Genomic DNA, 16,643 nt, shown 5'->3' with positions numbered 1-16,643 from the left:
CACGCAGACCACCTGGGCCGAAAAGTCGCCCAGTATGCCAGCCCGAAGGATTGTTCCGCGAATAATCGGCCCGAGGCGCCAGAGCGCCCCGGACGAATGGCAGGTCAGACGAAGGAGTCGTCGTCGCCGAAGGAAGACGAATCGTCGCTGTAGTCCGCGTCGCTGAAGCCGCCCTGGTCGTTGCTGTAGGCGTCATTGTCGGCCACGCGCTGGTCATCGCCCCAGCCGTTGTCGCCGCTGTTGGCGGTGTCGTTGACCGGTTGGGCCGGCTCTTCCTTGATGACCTCGACGACTTCCTGGGGTTGCTGGTTGCTGTGAAACAGGCTGCTGATGCCTTGGGCCAGCATCACGCCGCCGGCCACGCCCGCCGCGGTTTTCAGGGCGCCACCCAGGAAGCTGCCCGCTGCCGGGGCCTGTTGCTGCGGTGCGCCATAATTGCCGGGCGGCGCGCCGAAGCCCTGTTGGGGCTGGGCATTGAAGGACGGCTGTGCCGGTTCGCGCCAGCCACCACCGCTTGCGGCCGGCGCGCTCGCCGGGCGTGAATCCCGCGGGCTGCCACCGAAAATACTCGAGAGGAAACCTCCGCCGCCGCTGGGCGCCGACGTCTGTTTGCGGGCCTGTTGCAGCTCGGCCTGCAATTGCTCGACTTGCTGGGTGAGTTGCTTGTTCTGCTCATCGAGGCGCTTGATCGCGGCCTCCTGCACCAGAATCGCCTGGGCCATGAAATAGCCCGCCGCTGGCTGGCTGGCCAGGTGTTCCTTGATCCGTGCCTCGGCCTGGGCGTCGCGCGGGGCTGAATCCTTTTCGGCCTGTTGCAGCCGTGAAAACAGTCCATCGATCAGGGTTTGTTCTTCGCTGTTCATGGCGACCTCATTCGATTGCCGGGTAGAAACCATTCCGATCCCGAAGACCGGTGCCCATCAGTAATGGGGCTCGTCGAAAAGCTTTCAATGGTCTTTACCTGATGTTTACGTTTGTTTCTGCGGTCACCTGATGGGTAAAGTGTCGGACCGCTTTTTCGAACTGCGATACCGACCCATGAATCCGTTAGAAGTACTGCGTGACTCTTTGTATTTTTTCAAGCGCCATCTGGGCCGGATCGCCCAGTTGTGCTTGCCGCTGGTGACACTCGAAGCGGTGCTGCAGCAGGGAGTGGACAGCGCCGTCGGGGCCGACGGCTTTTCCGGCTACAGCGTGATCGTCGGGCTATTGGTGTACCCGCTGTACACCGCGGCTTTGATTCTGTTTCTCGATGCCCGCAGTCGTGGCGAAGCCCCCCGCGCCCGCGATTTGCTCGCCGCCGCGCTCCTCCAGTGGCCACGCTTCGCCTTGCTGACCGCGCTCAATACTCTGCTGATCCTGATCGGCATCTCGTTGTATTTCCTGCCAGGGCTATGGCTGATGGTCGTCCTGGCTTTCGGTGAGTACCTGCTGGTATTGAAGGGCTTGGCGCCACTGGCCGCGATGAAGGAAAGCGCGCGCCTGAGTCGAGGCCATTTCTGGCGAATCCTGCTGTGCATCCTGGCTGTTATGGTCCCGCTGTGGCTGCTCAAGGGCGCCAGCGTCTCGGTGTATCCGCCGCCGCAAAATCCTTTGGTCAGCTTGCTGATCGACAGCATCCACAGTTTTCTGCAATTGTTCACCACTGTCGTGCTGTTCCGAATGTTCATGTTGATTGCAGAAAAACCTGAGCCATGACCCGTCTACTGCGCCACACCTTGCTGGGCCTGCTGTTGATCCTCAGCCTGACCGCCCTGTCGATCTACGCCCTGACCTGGCGGCCACAGCCCCGGGAAACCCTGCCGGTCAGTTGCACCGCCAACGCAGCCCCCCTGGTGCCCGGCCAGGCCCTGAAGGTGATGACCTGGAACGTGCAGTTCCTCGCCGGCAAGCGCTACGTGTTCTGGAACGACCTGGCCCAGGGCGACGATGAACGCCCGACCCTGGAAGACATGGCCTTCAGCCTCGACGAAGTGGCCCGGGTCATCCGCGACGAGCAACCGGACATCGTGTTGCTCCAGGAGCTGGACAAGGGCGCCAAGGCCAGCGATTACCAGGACCAGCTCAAGCTGTTGCAGGAACGGCTGGCCGACCTCTATCCATGCGGCACCAGCGCCTTCGACTGGAAGGCCGACTTCATCCCCGACCCGCACATCTTCGGCAGTGTCGGCCGGCAACTGGCGACCCTGAGTCGCTACCGCATCGACCGTGCCGAACGGGTGCAACTGCCGGTGGCCGACGCCAACTTTATCAGCCGTCAGTTCCAGCCGAAGAATGCCTTATTGGTCAGCTACCTGCCGCTGAGCGATGGCGGCCAGTTGGCGGTGCTCAACACGCATCTGGAACGGGCCACCGAGCCGGACGAAACCCTGCCCAGACAAATCACCACCGTAACCAAGGCACTGGATAAATTCGAATCCGCAGGCACGCCCTGGCTGATCGGCGGCGACTTCAACCTGCTGCCCCTGGGCCAGTACCGACGCCTGCCGTCCGAGCAACGCACGCCCTACTCCGCCGACAGCCCCTTGCACCTGTTGTGGGACAAATACCCGATGATCCCCACCAACAACGAGGCCAGCGGTATCGACCGCGCACACTGGCTGACCCACTACCCGAACGACCCCGGCCTCAACGGCCCCGACCGCACCGTCGACTACCTGTTCTACAGCCCGCGCCTCAAACGAGTCGAAGCCCAGGTAAGGCAGGACGACACCTTGCGCATCTCCGATCATTTGCCGGTGATTGCGCGATTCTTGTTGCCGGCAACGCCTTAGCGGGCTCACCACCGAACACATGTGGGAGCGAGCTTGTTCGCGATAGCGGTGGATCAGCAACATGACTATTTGGCTGACATGCCGCCATCGCGAGCAAGCTCGCTCCCACAGAGTTTGTATTTCATATCCTGAATTTCTTCAGCTCACTTGCGCGGCTTGACCCGCGCCGACGGTGAGCGCTCATCAATGTTCAGGTTTGAGTATCGGCGCTCACGAACTGCGGCCAGGTGTTCGAAAGGACCGATTTGAATCCTTGAGCCAATAGACCGTCGTGAAATACCCCCAACCGATCAAAAACGAGGGGGCGATCGTCAACAACACATTGGGCGTGCCTGCCCCTATATGAACAGCCGCCGACAAAGCAGAAAACAGACTCACCACGGTCAATGGCACGACCGCACGTCGAGCCAGCGCATGCCATCCAGCCAACATTTGCGCCAGCTTAAACATGACTGACAACGCAATGAGCGTTGAAACATAACTGATGAGGCCTTGAGTGATTGCCGCCAGCCCCATCACTTTCATGCTGTGAGCACTATTGGATACCGCTGCCAGCAAACCATAAAAAATGGCCGCCGGCAGCGCCGAGAGAAGAACAGACGTCTTATTCACTCACATAAACTATCGGATGATCTTTTCTTTAACAAACCACTCCGAATCAGGCTGCAGCATCACCACGCACAAGATCTGATCCGAATAGGTGACGTGCTTGATAAAGTGCGCGTTAGTCACTTCATCACTGGACATGTCCATCTTCGGAAAGAAGTTAGGCGCGACAGAACTCTGGCCTCCAGGAATGACACCGGTATTCACATCCAGCACCAGGTCCTTGGACAAGGAGTGAACAATTTCAACCGCCAGCGCCGCCATGTCGGCACTCTGCACATCGACGCGCAAATCCGGGTAGAAACGTGCCGATGGAACCCGCGAAGACATGACCCTGAACATATTGTAAACAACCGGGTTATAGGTCTTGGCAACGATCAGCTTCGGCATGCCGATCGCTTGAATGACATTTTTCAAAAAGAACTGATTAAGCTTTTTAAAAAGCGCCGACCCTCGGTATTCATCCGCGATCATCGCTGTCCAGAGATACAGGAACGACGAAGAACCAAAAGGAAGGCTTTTTGCCCCAATGATCCCCACCACCTTTTCGGTGTTCGAATCGATGGCCAGCGCCAGATGCTCGTATATCTCGAAAATGCCTGGCTGATTACCAAAGTATTGATTGACGTCGTATTCAGGCATTCCTTGCTGCAAATCCGCGACGATCTTGGCCTTGAAACTCTCCGGAAAACTACGGCCGACAGCCGAGTAATCCAGATCCCAACCCGCGCTATTTTCCTGACTGTTCATACGCCACCTTAATTCAAAATTTGTTGTTTGGATAAAATCTGAGCGCATGGCTTTCAGGCATATGTCCTGACACAGGAATTTTTATGTAGTCCCCCCGTCCCCAGAGCCTGTTCATGTCCACATAGCCGTTAAACTTTATGCCCGTATTAGAGGAGGACAGTATGTAACTTGAGTTATCAAGGTTCGACAGATCCGCCACCATCCTGAACGTGGCCGCAATATTGGTATTGAACGGGTTGGCCGGATCACTGTAATTGTAACGCCCGACATTCACCGTAAAGTTGTCCCCGCCCATAGTATTGCGGTTATCAAAGAACCAGGCCATGGGGCTCTTGTGCAAGGGCACATGTTCGGCAACTGCGGTATGCGCGCGACCCCACTTCCAATCACTGACGTCAGCGCCATACTTGTCCTTGATTTGCTGCAGCGACAGGTTTAATGACTTTTCCAGCGCTCGCTGACAATTGTCAGCGCCCCCACACCAAAAGACCTGATCGGCTTTTTTGCTTAACACAAGGTTGAGAAAAGCATCGTAGTTACGCTGATTCCAGCCCGCCGCCAAAAGCTCTTTGCCAATTTTCTGCTCCAGCAACTCCTGCGTGAAGTTCTTCACCCAGTATGCTGCAATCAATGGCGCCGCCGACTCGGGATCCGAGTCAAACCGCCAGGCCTTGAGGATGCTCAACTGCGCAGGCGTTGAAGGCAGCCCTTCGACCAGCGCAATCATTTTGGGTAACAGATCGGCCATGGACGACGAGTAACGATCAAGCTGGATGTCGGCGGACGTTTGCAGGGTATGAGGCGCACGCCCCTTCAAAAGATCCATGATGCGGTCGTAGCGATAAGGCAAAACCCAGTCATGGCCGAAGTTGAACGGGTAATTATCGGGAACAATGCGGTTGTTAGCGGTGGCAATGTAACCACTGGCTGGGTTGAACTGCGTGGGCTTCGCCGACTGGGGCACATACCCTGTCCAGTCATACTTAGCTTCCCAGCCAGGTGCGGGGGCTTGACCCAAGAGGTCGTTATCATTCGCTTTTACCGGCACCCGGCCCGCGGAAACATAGCCAATGTTGCCTGCCGTATCCCCATAAACCATGTTTTGCGGAGGCACGCCAAACTCGGCGGAGGCCTGCAAAAATTGCGGCCAGTTCTCTGAACGGTTGATGCCCAGAATGCTGTCGAAGGTTTTGTCATTGGTCTCCAGCCCGGTCCAGGCCAGCGCAATGACCACGGATTTTTTACCGTTGATGGCCTGTTGCGCCGCCTGGTAGATATCACTGATTACCGGGCCGTGATTCGTATACCGGACCGGTAACGTGACAGACGCCTCACCTTTGACATCAATCTTCTCCTGCACCACCCGAAACGGCTTGTAGGTCGAATCGGAGGCGAGATAGAGGTTGTTATCCGAAGGGTTCAGTTTCTCTAGGTACGCATCCTGAACGGACGACCCGGTATTGGTGTAGCCCCACGCGATCTTCTTGTTGTGTCCGATCACAAAAAGTGGCGCACCGGCATAAGTTGCCCCCACGAGCGACGACTCGGGCGTCTCGATAGAAGCAAGATAAAACAGCGCCGGATTGGTCAATTTCAAGTGCGGATCGTTGGCCAGTATCGGTTTACCCGTAACCGTATGGTCGCCGGCAATCACCCAGTTGTTCGACCCTACGCCCTCGACATTCGAGGGCGGCAGTTTATCCAGCAGCGCCAAACCGGTGCCGGACACGTCCAGGTTGTTGTACAGCGCGGCATAGTCCCTGGTTTTGACCGGCGCACTTCCCGGGTAAGGCGCAAACACCTCATTAATCTGTGAGACGGTCAAGTTTTTGGACAGCGACAGTCGTTGCAATTGCATGCCCAGGTTGGAGCTTAACGTCCATGAAAACAACAAATGCAGCGCGACTGAATCGGAAGGCTCCCACCGTTTGAGCGGTGCGGAACGAGTCAATGAAAACTCGACGGGCAAGCGATCTGCGAACTTGTCGATGAAAAAGTTCACACCGTCGCTGTAGCTCTTCAGTACGTCCTGGGTTTGCGGTTTCAGCTGCTGAAATATCGAGTCTGCGGTTTTCTTGAACCCCAACGTCCTGGAAAATTTGTCCATGTCCAGTGTCTTGGGGCCAAATGTCTCCGACAGGGTGCCGTTCGCGTAGTTTTTGCTGAACTGCATCTGCCACAACCGATCCCGGGCATGGCTATACCCCAGCAAAAAATACGCATCCCGATCATTTGCAGCCTTGATGTGCGGAACGGCGTTGGCATCCCAGGCAATACTGCCTTTATCAGAAATGCCGTCCGCGACTTTTATGATACCGGTCTCGAACACATTGGACAGTGTAATGTTGTGCAGCACATACATCACACCGACAACTGCGATACCGAGCACGCCGAAAATACCAAACACTATTATTTTAATTGTTGCTTTCATGACATCTACGTCCTGACCCAGAGCACTCACGCTACCCGACGATTTTTTTCTGCGTACTTGCTCACGAAGAACACCAGCGATACTCGTTCACCCTCAGTCACGGCTTCAACCTGATGAGGAAAGGAGCAGTCGGTGATTACGATGGATTGCAGCTCGGGCCGAATGAGATTCACCTGCTCGCCCTGGTCATTGAAAATCAAAAATTCGCCACCGGAAAAACCTTTACCCAACTGCAGTACGATCGAATACAAATAATCCGGATTACTGTCGACATCCAAATGTTTACCAATGAAAGATCCGTCTTTCATCTTGTTAACCTGCATACGGCGAATGTAGAACTCTTCCCCCCCCAACAGATTGGAAACAAAACCCAGCAGTTTCTGATTGCAAACCACCGAAATCATCTGATCCGCGAGTGGCTGGTTAACGCGCATCGGTCTTTCGACGTCGGTCATGAAACGGGCGACTGCAAGATCGTTGAGTTCGTCAGCATCACCGATGAAGACTTGCTCCCACGGCAACGCCTTACTTGCCAGGATGGTATTGATCTCATCCCAGTCATTCTGACTGTACAGAAACTCGGTAGCGCTGGAGTAAAACGAACCGTTCACTGCCAATTCTTTCTTCGCGACTTCAACAACATTCATTTCACGTTCCCTCGTTCAAAATCGTTCATTAAACTTCGACTTCTACTGCTGACGCTTCACGCGTCGCTTTTATCTCAAGGTGCTGTTTGCTCGTGTTGTACCAAGTGATGAGATCGAACGGATCACTTTCATCCCGACACAAGTGGTCTCGCAAGATAAGGAAGCTCTCGGTCATGCTCCAGGTTTCGGTCATCGGGCCAAACCGCGATACCAATGCTTCATTGGCCGCCCTTTCCGGGGCGATGCTCCAGAAGTTCACACCCGGGTTGCGGTGATGAAAATCATGGCTCGGCAAATCTTGCATAAAGGAAAAAACACGCAACGGAATATCAATGAATACGACTGCCAAACCCCACTTCACTACACGCCAGGCAAACGCCCAACCGGTGTAATTCAAAGGGTAAGGGCGACCAAAAAAACGCCCCCAGCTGAGTGAGCCGTAGAAAATATACTTGGGCAAACCCTTGGTATTTTCCGAAAACCACAAATGTTCGGTAACGTGTTGTATCCAAGACGAAAACTGCGTAACAAGCAAAATCGGCAGCAGATAGAACACGACAAAAGGCGTCATATAGCCGGACAGGTAAACCCCAGCCAGCAACAGTAACCAATAGATCGCCCGACTGTTTTTTTCGTGCTTGTCCGTTTTGACAAAGTTAACTTCGAGCCGGAACTTTATATGCTCATAAATACGCATTGGGTGAAACGGCGCCACCACCAGTTTTGTCCAAAATTCAGTCTCACTCATGCCTTTGTAGAAGCCATGGCTGGTCATGAACTGAAGATCGACATCTTTATCGGTGCAAAATGTATTGACGCTGTGGTGCTCACCCACGTGCAACTTCATGTAGTTATTCCACGGCGTGTGCAGAATGGGCATCGATAACACCCACTTGCAAACAAACTTTGCCAACCGCTTATTAGCGATGCCGGCACCGTGAATGGTGTAGTGGAACGTGTGCAGCAAACCCCGCTGCCGGTTGACCACCATGCAAATCATCGGAATCGACAGCGCCAGCTTGATACCCCAGTGAAGATCCGACTCCAGCAGCTTATTGCCGAGCAGAACCGCGGCAACGAAAACTGCATAACCCCAGCTGATCTGAAGAAACAACTGCCACGGTTTCAAGAGCGTATCTTTAGCGCTTTTCGGTGCGTTCTTATTACCGGACTTGCCCGTCACCCATGTCCAGAACCCCTGAAGCGGCAAGCGCTCATAGGTCGCCCTGACATCAATGCCATGCCCATATTTCGTGTAGCGTGTGGCAAAGAGTTCCTCTTTCATATTGGCAGCCTCCCTACTTCGCCTATAGATAATCCGTTTTCACATACAAAACAGCGACCGAACCAAAGAAAGAATAGAAAGGTTCCATCTTGTAATGGTCAACGGCCAAGACCACAAACTCTTTATACACGTCAAGAAATATGCCTCCCATAAGGGCATACTCAGCGGCCTGCGAGAGAAAGTTGTTCCAGATCGTTTCATCACTCTGGGCCACAAACCACTTGGAATACAGCGGCCGTCTGGACTCGAATATTTCCTTCATCTGTTCGTAGTTTAAACCCGTCTGGCCATAATCCCCTGCACGGAGTCGTTCCAGAATAGCTTGATGGCGCTCGTGCCAAGTCTGTTCATCGCCACACAGTTCAAAGAAAGAGCCAACGGCCGCAGGCGCTGTTAATTTATCGCCAATAGTCAGCAATTGCTGATTGACTTTGCCGAGAAACTCATCACGCGCGCTTAGCGAACTGGCGTTCTTGTTAAACGATATGTATTCGAACTCGCCACCGAACAGCTTATGCTCCAGGGGAACACCCACAGCGCGCGAAAAGTCGCTCAAGGCGTCGTCCGCTTTGATTAACTTTGCTCCCGCCAGCCCTGGTTGCTCGCCAACGTGGGTAAAGGTGTACCGGGGCGCGCCTTCAGCGTCCATGTCATAGGAATAATCCGGGCATATCGCACTGACAATGGTCAACGGCCGATCAAGTGACTTACTGCGGTTGATCTGCGCTACAACGCCCCCCATCGCTACCTGCGTCGGGGGCATCAGACCACCAGCGGTCAACAGTTGCGACAGGGCTGATCCGTACAATTCAATGTGCTCCACATCTGTATACTTCAGCTCGACAGCGGACTTCGCAACGTGGTTATCCGACAAGAGCAACGACGCTATCGAAGGTATGCGTCCTTTAGACTTGAACACATGGATATTGGTAAGCACCCGTCCCTTGGCATTCAGCAGTTCAAACTCAAACTCTGAATACTTGTCCTTGAGCATCATGTAAAACAGATAGTTACTCACCGGGAGCGTCTTGTTTCCGAAAGACCTGCGTAAAGCAACGTACTGACTGCGCAGATTTTCAATTCTCCCCGAGAGGAACTCCGGATCCTTAGGCACATTTAACGCATCGTGAGGAATACCGGAATTTATGCATTTCAACAGGTCACGACTCAAGCGTGAATCAATATTCAAAAACATATTACTCACCCGCGTTTGACTAGTGACTCTTCCTTCATGATCTCAGGCATTTTCATTCCTGCTGGTGTTTCATGAACGTCTTTAAACAACAGCATGTCGACAAAGCGATTTTCTTTGTTCTCGGAAAAGCCTTGAGGTGCGAAATTTTCCTTGGGATTTTCAAAAGTCCCGAACAGCATGTCCCAGATCGGGAAGTCACTGTAATTGCACTCATGACGATCACGTTGGTGATGAACCCTGTGCATCTCTGGACGCTGGAACAAGTAGCCCAGGAAGTGCGGGGTTCTGATATTGGCGTGATAGAACATCTCGCCCAGTGCCGCGAACATCACGTAGAAGGCACCCGCTTCCACACTGATGCCCAGCAACACGTAGGCCACCGCACTGCCCAACATCGAGTTGAAGACCATTTCCGTGGGATGCTTATAGAACGAGGTGAAGACTTCAATCCGTTGCGGGGCGTGGTGAATCTGGTGAAACAGGCGCCACAAGGTGTTATTGGCGTGGCGAAAGCGATGCCACCAGTAAGTGACGAAGGTATTGACAAAATACGCGATGAAACCCGCAACGAGAGGACTAAAGCTTGCAGATAGATGAAACAGGCTGTGACCTTGCATCCACTTGTTCCATGACACCCCGGCCAGCAACGCCACCGCGATCTGAATAATGTTGAGGGTCATGGATCTAAAAAACCAGGTACTGACTTTGGGTAGCTTCCACCCTGGAATAATATGTTCCAGAACCAGCACCGCCAGCGCGACGCCTATCAGATAGATAATCATAGCTAATCCTTTAATCTCAGTTTTTTATCGTCACCCAGCGTCCAGTTTAATAAGCAGACAAGGCACTTATTGTTTGCTCGTTAATCTCGATCCAGAATGCAAGTACCGGCTTACCATCAATCAGCTGAGCGCAGGACACACGATGCACGTCTGCCCCCATTCTTCTGAGCAGTCGTTCGTTACCGACAGCAGAAAAAGCGATGAGCCTTTTAACGTTATGTCTTTTGGCCACTAACACCACTTGTTTCATTAACCGACACGTATCCAGCCAATGACCTGAGGTAGAAGCATCAGCACCTTCCGAGTTCACGGCAAAACGAGACAACTCCCAGATGTCGTTTGACTTTGGCAGCGGTATATCGCCCATCAGACCCGGAAATATCTGTTCAAGAAGATAGTTATTGCTCGTCGTCAGCATCCTTGCACAACCGCAAACATGCCCTGCTTTATCCCGAGCAATAACATAGTAGGTGTCGTCGCGGTCAAACTCGTCAGACTCCAGGCCCACCTCACACTTTAGAGGCCAGCCCATTTTTTCCACAAAGATTTTGTAGCGAAAGAGTCCGAGCCCCGCAATAAGCTCAGAGGAAAGTTGCTGCGCTGTTCCATTTATTATATTTAACATTCCACACCAGCTTCCAATCCAGTTCCCTGGATTAGAAGTCATGATTGCGGAACAAAACAGCTGCCCAAAAGGGCAGCCTCTATAACGCCACCTTCGACGCCCAGGCGTGCACGCACTGAAGCAAAATCCCATGCGCCGGCCTGAGCCTACGGACGACTGGTGGAGTCACTGACGAAAAGCCAACGGAGATGGATGGGCGGCTCGCACCGGGGGACAGCATTCCATTCGAAGCGCCCCCTGCTTTAGCCAGGGTGACACTGAATACCATTGATGCTGTCATGAAAAACCGGCATTTGCGAGCTTGACTGGAGAGTCAATTTGGGATGTGACAGTGACAGGGGTAGCTTATATATAGAAAGAATTGTGTCTTAATCGAAAATAAGGAGACCGGCACCCCCACTGCCACCTCAGTGATTAACGGCGCTTCCTCTTTACGACATTTGTAACACCATCAATACATCAGGTTGCACCATTAACGACAATGGTTGCACCACTAAAACTCAGGGTTGCACCCATACTTTAAGCTCTCAGGCAGCTTCGATTTCAAACGCTGCCTGGATAGCCAGATAAGAAGCAGTTGTTGTGTAATGTCGGCCCCGAGATCATACCCACGGGGCGAACGTAACATAATGTTGCAACTGATGCCGCCCGGTGCTATAAGAGCCTTTCCAGAAAAAGTTTCTTTAAACCAAGACCAACCGATGCTCAATTTTGGTACGAAACCCTGGCACTCCCATTCACTGTATCCAGCATATGCAACAGGCAGTCCGAGTTCTTTTAGTTCGACAGTCAGGCTAGTGTCGACCCAGGCGAGAGAAGGCTGAAACGACAAGCCGCTTAACTCCGCATAAGACAGACGTACCAGCTGATCGGGGGCTAAGGATTGCATTTACATCACCCTGATTAGTTATTAGTTTTTATTATTTGAAATGGATTTCCTTGCACATCACAACATCAACAACCCAACACTTTGGACCCAGGCACATCCCTTACACCCTTCAACATTGGTAAGTACACATGTCTGATTGGCGCGAGCATTACCTATCTCTGTTCATGAATGTAACATCCAAGGAAGAATTGCTTACGCTGCTTGAATTTGTCACTCGCTCTTTTGAATTCGATCAATACTCCCTCGGCATTCGCTTTCCATTGCCCATCTCCAGTCCGCAATTTCATCTATCATCCAATTACTCCCCCTCTTGGGAGAACACCTATAAAGACAATAACTACTTCAGCATCGATCAAACTGTAAAGCATGGGTTAACAGAAAACCAGCCACTGTGTTGGTCTGCCGATACATTCAAGGAGCATCTTCATTTCTGGGAAGACGCCAAACATTATAAACTTGTCCATGGCTGGTGTACGCCGTCCCGAGGAAAACACGACACGATTGGACTGTTTTCCCTGATCAGATCCGCCAGCCCGGTTACATCATCGGAACTCAACGAGAAAGAAGCAAAGCTGATCTGGATAGCCCATATCGCACATTCCACCATGCTCAACTTTATTGCCCCCAGCTACATCCCTGAAATTGGCGCGTCCCTCACCGCCCGGGAAGTAGAAACCTTGAAATGGTCGGCAACGGGCAAGACCTACTCCGAAACGGGATTGATCTTGTCCATTGACGAAAGAACCGTGAAATTTCACCTCGTCAACGCCATGCGCAAACTGCACTCCACTAACAAAGTAGAAGCTTCCATGAAAGCCTATGCCCTGGGCATGCTCCATTGATTGAGCGCTATAGCTGAATCAACGGCGGAGAATCGAAGCTGATCGCTTGAGAAATACGCTCGGGTATTTCTCAAGCGAAGGGTGTTGCGCAAGCACTAAAGGGTGATTTCCCCAACCATATACAACACCGACTCCCCGGTTATCAGCACTCGGTCACCGGCCATCTCACAGCGCAGCTGCCCCTTTCGGAGCCCACCTTGTTGCGCCGTCAGCACTTGTTTGTCCAATACACCCGCCCAGTAAGGCGTCAATGAAGTATGCGCCGAGCCTGTCACCGGGTCTTCGTTCACCCCGACATTTGGGCCAAACCATCGAGAGACAAAATCGAAGTCCTTGCCTTGCGCGGTCACCACCACACCTCGCAGCGGCAGCCCCTTCAGGCGAGCGAAGTCCGGTGTCAACTTTTCGATAATCGTCTCATCAGGCACTACGACGATGAAGTCGTCTGTTGCAAAGACTTCTGCCGAGGTCAAACCCAGTGCGGGTAACAACTCGGACGGCGGTGTGCAGCGCTCAGGGGTTTTCGCTGGAAAATCCAACGTCAGCCCGGTACCGGAGCGACGAACCCGCAGCTCCCCGCTGCGCGTCGAAAACCTTAAAATATCTGCGTTGACGCCTAACTTGTTCAAGATTACCCAAGCGGCCGCCAACGTCGCATGCCCGCACAGCTCAACTTCGACCAGCGGCGTAAACCACCTCAGCTCATAGATATCGCCTTGTTTAACAAAGTAGGCTGTTTCTGACAGATTGTTTTCAGCGGCAATCGCATGCAACTGCTCGTCTGGCAACCAATAATCCAACGGACAAACAGCCGCAGGATTACCCGCGAATGGCTGAGAGGCAAAAGCATCAACTTGAAAGATAGCGACCTGCATTAGCCAGACTCCTATTATGACCTGACGCTGACAATATAAATAACAAGCATTAACAACAGCGAGACCACTGCATTCACAATCAATAAACACTAACAACTATATGACACTAAATTTAAAACCAATTACCTATCGCTGTACACCTGCCCTTTCGGGCAGGAATTTTCATCCTGTCACTCAATTCAAACATGAATAAAAAAATAGACCGGCACTTCCCCAGGATTACTTTTGCGCTTGACTTAGCTTAACTACAGAAACGCCCTACAATTATCAAACAAAATAGCCTTCCAGCGAGTCGCAGGCAATCGTTTTAAACAGACCTTGAGTTGAATGACCGCTCTCGTTTAACGTCTCACCCCGGTGGGGTCAACGTCGACAGGTGTGGAGTTCGTGCCCCTCCAACTATAAGGAGATGGAATGCTACAAATACTGGGCAAAGCCTCATCGATCAATGTCCGCAAAGTGCTCTGGACCTGCGCAGAGTTGCAAATCCCTTTCGAACGGAAGGACTGGGGCTCTGGTTTCAGGGAAACGAACACACCTGAATTCACGGCACTGAATCCCAATGCGATGGTTCCGGTGGTTGAGGACGACGGCTTCGTGCTGTGGGAGTCCAACACGATCATCAGGTACCTGGCGAACCGGAACAACGCCCTGCACCTTTATCCAGCAGACGCAAAAGCCAGAGCCCGGGTGGATCAATGGATCGACTGGCAAGCCACCGACCTCAACAAGTCCTGGGGTTATGCCTTTATGTCGCTGGTCAGGCAATGCGCCGCCCATCAAGACCATGACGCGCTGGCCGCAGGATGCCGTCAATGGTCCAGGCACATGGCGATCCTGGATCGACAACTCGACACAACGGGCGCGTACGTCAGCGGCAGCGAGTTTTCGCTGGCAGACATCCCGATAGGCCTTTCAGTGAACCGCTGGTTTGAAACCCCACTGACTCATCCGGACTTCCCCGCGGTCAGTGCCTATTACGAACGCTTGAGCCAACGTTCCGGCTACCGCCTGCATGGCCGAAACGGTACGCCGTAAAGCCCACGCTTCACCCCGCGTCGCACGTTTGCCCGCCAGGCGTTGCGGCCAGTTGCCGGCGTTGGCGCGGTTCTTGTTGCCGGCAACGCCTTAGTACGACTCGCCGCAGAATAACTGTGGGAGCTTGCTCCCACAGTGGACCTGTGTCGCAATCTAGAACGTGCCAGTTTGGGATAACGCCCGGCCAACACGAGCAGTACGCTCTGACTGTCTTGGTGGTATTGCTCTGAGTCCGCCTCAGACTGCCCCCCCCTTTCAAGGAGTGATCCATGAGCGACATCCAGATTCGCCTGGCTGAACAGAAAGATGTTGAAGCAGTGGGTGTACTGTTTGATGCGTATCGGCAGTTCTACAGGATGGATGCCGACCTACAGCGGGCGACCGCCTATATCAGGGCACGGATTGAAAAAAGTGAGTCCCTGGTGTTCGTTGCAAAGAACGCCGCCAAAGAGATTGTGGGGTTCTGCCAGCTCTACCCAACCTTTTGCTCGGTTTTCACCGCGCGCATCTTCACTTTGTATGATCTTTTCGTTGATTCGAACGTACGCCAACAGGGTATAGGCAAAAAGCTGCTTATGGCCGCCGAAGAATATGCCGGGCAACAGGGGGCAGTCCGTATGGACTTGCGCACCGCCAAGACCAATCAATCCGCCCAGGCACTCTATGAGTCTGCAGGTTGGATACGCGACGAGATGTTTTTAAGCTACAGCAAGTTTCTTGAGAAAGACGGCGTGTAGATGAACGCCTCCTGGGAAAGCGTTCATCTACACACCGCTATCGCGAGCAAGCTCGGCTCCCACAGAGTTTGTATTTCATACCCTGAATTTCCTCAGCTCATTTACGCGGCTTGACCCGCGCCGTCGCCTCCGCCACCAGCGGGTCGTCCGGCCAGTAATGTTTGGGATAGCGCCCCTTGAGGTCCTTCTTCACCTCGGCATAGGTGCTGCGCCAGAAGTTTGCCAGGTCCTGGGTGACCTGCACCGGTCGGCGCGCCGGGGACAGCAGGTGCAGCTTGACCACCTGCCGCCCGCCAGCGATGCGCGGGGTGTCAGCCAGGCCGAAGAGTTCCTGCAAGCGCACCGCCAGGATCGGCGGATGCTCGCTGTAGTCCAGGCGGATCGACGACCCCGAAGGCACGCTCAAATGGTGCGGCGCCAGTTCATCCAAGCGTTGCGGCAGGGGCCAGGGCAACAGGTTGTGGACGATGCTCGACAAATCCAGGTTGGCAAAGTGGCTGAGGCGCGAGACGCGGCCCAGATACGGCATCAACCAATGCTCGAGGCTGCCCAGCAATGCACTATCGCTGACGTCCGGCCATTCGCTCTCGCCCTTGGCGTCCAGGTCCAGGCGCCGCAGCAGCGCCACCCGCGCCTGCCATTGCCGCAGTTCCGGGGTCCAGGGCAATAATTCCAAGCCCTTGCGCCGCACCAGGTTCACCAGGGCCTGGCTACGGGCCGACTCATCCAGGCCGGTCAGCGGTTCGCGGCTGAGCACCAGTTCGCCAACCTTGCGCTGGCGCTCGGCACGCAGCACGCCTTCGCGCTCGTCCCAATCCAGTTGATCCACAACGCGTACTTGTTCGGCCAATACCGAATCGAACAGCGCCGGGTCGAAATCCGTCGCCAGGTAGATCCGCTCTTCCCGCTGGCCCTGGCGGCTGCCCAGGTCGGCGATCACCAGCCACGCTTGTTTCATCAGGCTGTCAGCCTCGGCAAACAGCGCCGCACGCCCATTCGCCAGGCGATATTCCGCACCGCCAGGCCGGCGCTGCTGGGCAACGCGGTCCGGGTAAGCCAAGGCCAGCAACGCGCCGAGCCAGCGCGGATGATCGGGGTCGGCCACGGCTTCTTCGGCCTTGCCCCGCAGGTAACCGCGATATTGCCGGGCCAGTTGTCGCGCCCGTT

17 protein-coding genes are annotated in these 16,643 nt (G+C 53.9%); 5 read left to right on the top strand and 12 right to left on the bottom strand.

The features are described from left to right. Nucleotides 1-104: 104 nt before the first annotated feature. Nucleotides 105-863, bottom strand: coding sequence for a DUF2076 domain-containing protein (locus CFII68_RS17520; protein WP_018604941.1), 759 nt, complete (start codon nt 861-863; stop codon nt 105-107). Between the two features lie 175 nt (nt 864-1,038). Here CFII68_RS17520 and CFII68_RS17525 point away from each other — a divergent pair, with 175 nt between their 5' ends. Together CFII68_RS17525 and CFII68_RS17530 are read left to right on the top strand one after the other, a co-directional pair. Then, nucleotides 1,039-1,698: a YciC family protein gene (locus tag CFII68_RS17525; protein ID WP_018604940.1), complete on the top strand. Its 660-nt coding sequence runs from the start codon at nt 1,039-1,041 to the stop codon at nt 1,696-1,698. Beyond that, nucleotides 1,695-2,774, top strand: coding sequence for an endonuclease/exonuclease/phosphatase family protein (locus tag CFII68_RS17530; protein WP_018604938.1), 1,080 nt, complete (start codon nt 1,695-1,697; stop codon nt 2,772-2,774). Before CFII68_RS17525 ends, CFII68_RS17530 begins: the two co-directional genes overlap by 4 nt. Before the next feature lie 210 nt (nt 2,775-2,984). Here CFII68_RS17530 and CFII68_RS0125930 read toward each other — a convergent pair whose 3' ends face one another. The 9 genes from CFII68_RS0125930 to CFII68_RS26630 form a co-directional block, all read right to left on the bottom strand. Beyond that, on the bottom strand, nt 2,985-3,386 hold the full coding sequence (locus CFII68_RS0125930) for a hypothetical protein (protein ID WP_074849483.1): 402 nt from the start codon (nt 3,384-3,386) through the stop codon (nt 2,985-2,987). Between the two features lie 9 nt (nt 3,387-3,395). Continuing rightward, on the bottom strand, nt 3,396-4,130 hold the full coding sequence (locus tag CFII68_RS17535; protein WP_018604935.1) for a hypothetical protein: 735 nt from the start codon (nt 4,128-4,130) through the stop codon (nt 3,396-3,398). Nucleotides 4,131-4,143: 13 nt separating this feature from the next. Further along, nucleotides 4,144-6,561 (bottom strand): penicillin acylase family protein, encoded by a 2,418-nt coding sequence (locus CFII68_RS17540; RefSeq protein ID WP_018604933.1) that lies wholly within the window; start codon nt 6,559-6,561, stop codon nt 4,144-4,146. A gap of 26 nt (nt 6,562-6,587) precedes the next feature. Then, the gene (locus tag CFII68_RS17545) at nt 6,588-7,208 is read right to left on the bottom strand and encodes a 2OG-Fe(II) oxygenase (RefSeq protein ID WP_018604931.1); all 621 of its coding nucleotides are present in this window, start codon (nt 7,206-7,208) and stop codon (nt 6,588-6,590) included. Nucleotides 7,209-7,236: 28 nt separating this feature from the next. Beyond that, nucleotides 7,237-8,493 (bottom strand): hypothetical protein, encoded by a 1,257-nt coding sequence (locus CFII68_RS17550; protein ID WP_018604924.1) that lies wholly within the window; start codon nt 8,491-8,493, stop codon nt 7,237-7,239. 22 nt (nt 8,494-8,515) lie between these two features. Then, a complete protein-coding gene (locus CFII68_RS17555; RefSeq protein ID WP_033062569.1) occupies nt 8,516-9,688 on the bottom strand; it encodes a hypothetical protein in 1,173 nt (390 codons plus the stop codon). 5 nt (nt 9,689-9,693) lie between these two features. Continuing rightward, on the bottom strand, nt 9,694-10,470 hold the full coding sequence (locus CFII68_RS17560; protein WP_018604920.1) for a sterol desaturase family protein: 777 nt from the start codon (nt 10,468-10,470) through the stop codon (nt 9,694-9,696). A gap of 46 nt (nt 10,471-10,516) precedes the next feature. Then, nucleotides 10,517-11,137, bottom strand: coding sequence for an acyl-homoserine-lactone synthase (locus tag CFII68_RS17565; protein ID WP_235862369.1), 621 nt, complete (start codon nt 11,135-11,137; stop codon nt 10,517-10,519). Nucleotides 11,138-11,588: 451 nt separating this feature from the next. Then, on the bottom strand, nt 11,589-11,984 hold the full coding sequence (locus tag CFII68_RS26630; RefSeq protein ID WP_074849485.1) for a DUF4902 domain-containing protein: 396 nt from the start codon (nt 11,982-11,984) through the stop codon (nt 11,589-11,591). Between the two features lie 128 nt (nt 11,985-12,112). Between CFII68_RS26630 and CFII68_RS17570 the strand changes: the two genes are divergently transcribed. Further along, nucleotides 12,113-12,826, top strand: coding sequence for an autoinducer binding domain-containing protein (locus CFII68_RS17570; RefSeq protein WP_018604917.1), 714 nt, complete (start codon nt 12,113-12,115; stop codon nt 12,824-12,826). A 95-nt stretch (nt 12,827-12,921) separates the two neighbouring features. Here the strand turns inward: CFII68_RS17570 and CFII68_RS17575 are convergent, their stop codons facing one another. Continuing rightward, complete coding sequence (locus CFII68_RS17575; protein WP_018604915.1) at nt 12,922-13,701, bottom strand: PhzF family phenazine biosynthesis protein; 780 nt, start codon at nt 13,699-13,701, stop codon at nt 12,922-12,924. A gap of 414 nt (nt 13,702-14,115) precedes the next feature. On the opposite strand from CFII68_RS17575, the gene CFII68_RS17580 reads away from it, so the two are divergent. Next, a complete protein-coding gene (locus CFII68_RS17580) occupies nt 14,116-14,739 on the top strand; it encodes a glutathione S-transferase family protein (protein ID WP_018604914.1) in 624 nt (207 codons plus the stop codon). 269 nt (nt 14,740-15,008) lie between these two features. Next, the gene (locus CFII68_RS17585; protein ID WP_018604913.1) at nt 15,009-15,476 is read left to right on the top strand and encodes a GNAT family N-acetyltransferase; all 468 of its coding nucleotides are present in this window, start codon (nt 15,009-15,011) and stop codon (nt 15,474-15,476) included. A 97-nt stretch (nt 15,477-15,573) separates the two neighbouring features. On the opposite strand, the gene CFII68_RS17590 is transcribed toward CFII68_RS17585, so the two are convergent. Next, a partial coding sequence (locus tag CFII68_RS17590) for an ATP-dependent helicase C-terminal domain-containing protein (protein WP_018604912.1) occupies nt 15,574-16,643 on the bottom strand: 1,070 nt, incomplete at its 5' end.

The organism is Pseudomonas sp. CFII68 (genome assembly GCF_000416195.1).
GTDB classification, from domain to species: domain Bacteria; phylum Pseudomonadota; class Gammaproteobacteria; order Pseudomonadales; family Pseudomonadaceae; genus Aquipseudomonas; species Aquipseudomonas kilonensis.
Note: the sequence above shows the minus strand (reverse complement) of the source record. Positions and strands in the feature narration are given on the sequence as shown.

Bases quoted from the DNA above. Each gene is read 5' to 3' on its own strand.
- CFII68_RS17530 (WP_018604938.1), top strand. From the start codon at position 1,695: ATGACCCGTCTACTGCGCCACACCTTGCTGGGCCTGCTGTTGATCCTC.
- CFII68_RS17585 (WP_018604913.1), top strand. From the start codon at position 15,009: ATGAGCGACATCCAGATTCGCCTGGCTGAACAGAAAGATGTTGAAGCA.
- CFII68_RS17525 (WP_018604940.1), top strand. From the start codon at position 1,039: ATGAATCCGTTAGAAGTACTGCGTGACTCTTTGTATTTTTTCAAGCGC.
- CFII68_RS17550 (WP_018604924.1), bottom strand. From the start codon at position 8,493: ATGAAAGAGGAACTCTTTGCCACACGCTACACGAAATATGGGCATGGC.
- CFII68_RS17580 (WP_018604914.1), top strand. From the start codon at position 14,116: ATGCTACAAATACTGGGCAAAGCCTCATCGATCAATGTCCGCAAAGTG.
- CFII68_RS17570 (WP_018604917.1), top strand. From the start codon at position 12,113: ATGTCTGATTGGCGCGAGCATTACCTATCTCTGTTCATGAATGTAACA.
- CFII68_RS17575 (WP_018604915.1), bottom strand. From the start codon at position 13,701: ATGCAGGTCGCTATCTTTCAAGTTGATGCTTTTGCCTCTCAGCCATTC.
- CFII68_RS17540 (WP_018604933.1), bottom strand. From the start codon at position 6,561: ATGAAAGCAACAATTAAAATAATAGTGTTTGGTATTTTCGGCGTGCTC.
- CFII68_RS17520 (WP_018604941.1), bottom strand. From the start codon at position 863: ATGAACAGCGAAGAACAAACCCTGATCGATGGACTGTTTTCACGGCTG.
- CFII68_RS17560 (WP_018604920.1), bottom strand. From the start codon at position 10,470: ATGATTATCTATCTGATAGGCGTCGCGCTGGCGGTGCTGGTTCTGGAA.
- CFII68_RS17555 (WP_033062569.1), bottom strand. From the start codon at position 9,688: ATGTTTTTGAATATTGATTCACGCTTGAGTCGTGACCTGTTGAAATGC.
- CFII68_RS17545 (WP_018604931.1), bottom strand. From the start codon at position 7,208: ATGAATGTTGTTGAAGTCGCGAAGAAAGAATTGGCAGTGAACGGTTCG.
- CFII68_RS17535 (WP_018604935.1), bottom strand. From the start codon at position 4,130: ATGAACAGTCAGGAAAATAGCGCGGGTTGGGATCTGGATTACTCGGCT.
- CFII68_RS26630 (WP_074849485.1), bottom strand. From the start codon at position 11,984: ATGCAATCCTTAGCCCCCGATCAGCTGGTACGTCTGTCTTATGCGGAG.
- CFII68_RS17565 (WP_235862369.1), bottom strand. From the start codon at position 11,137: ATGACTTCTAATCCAGGGAACTGGATTGGAAGCTGGTGTGGAATGTTA.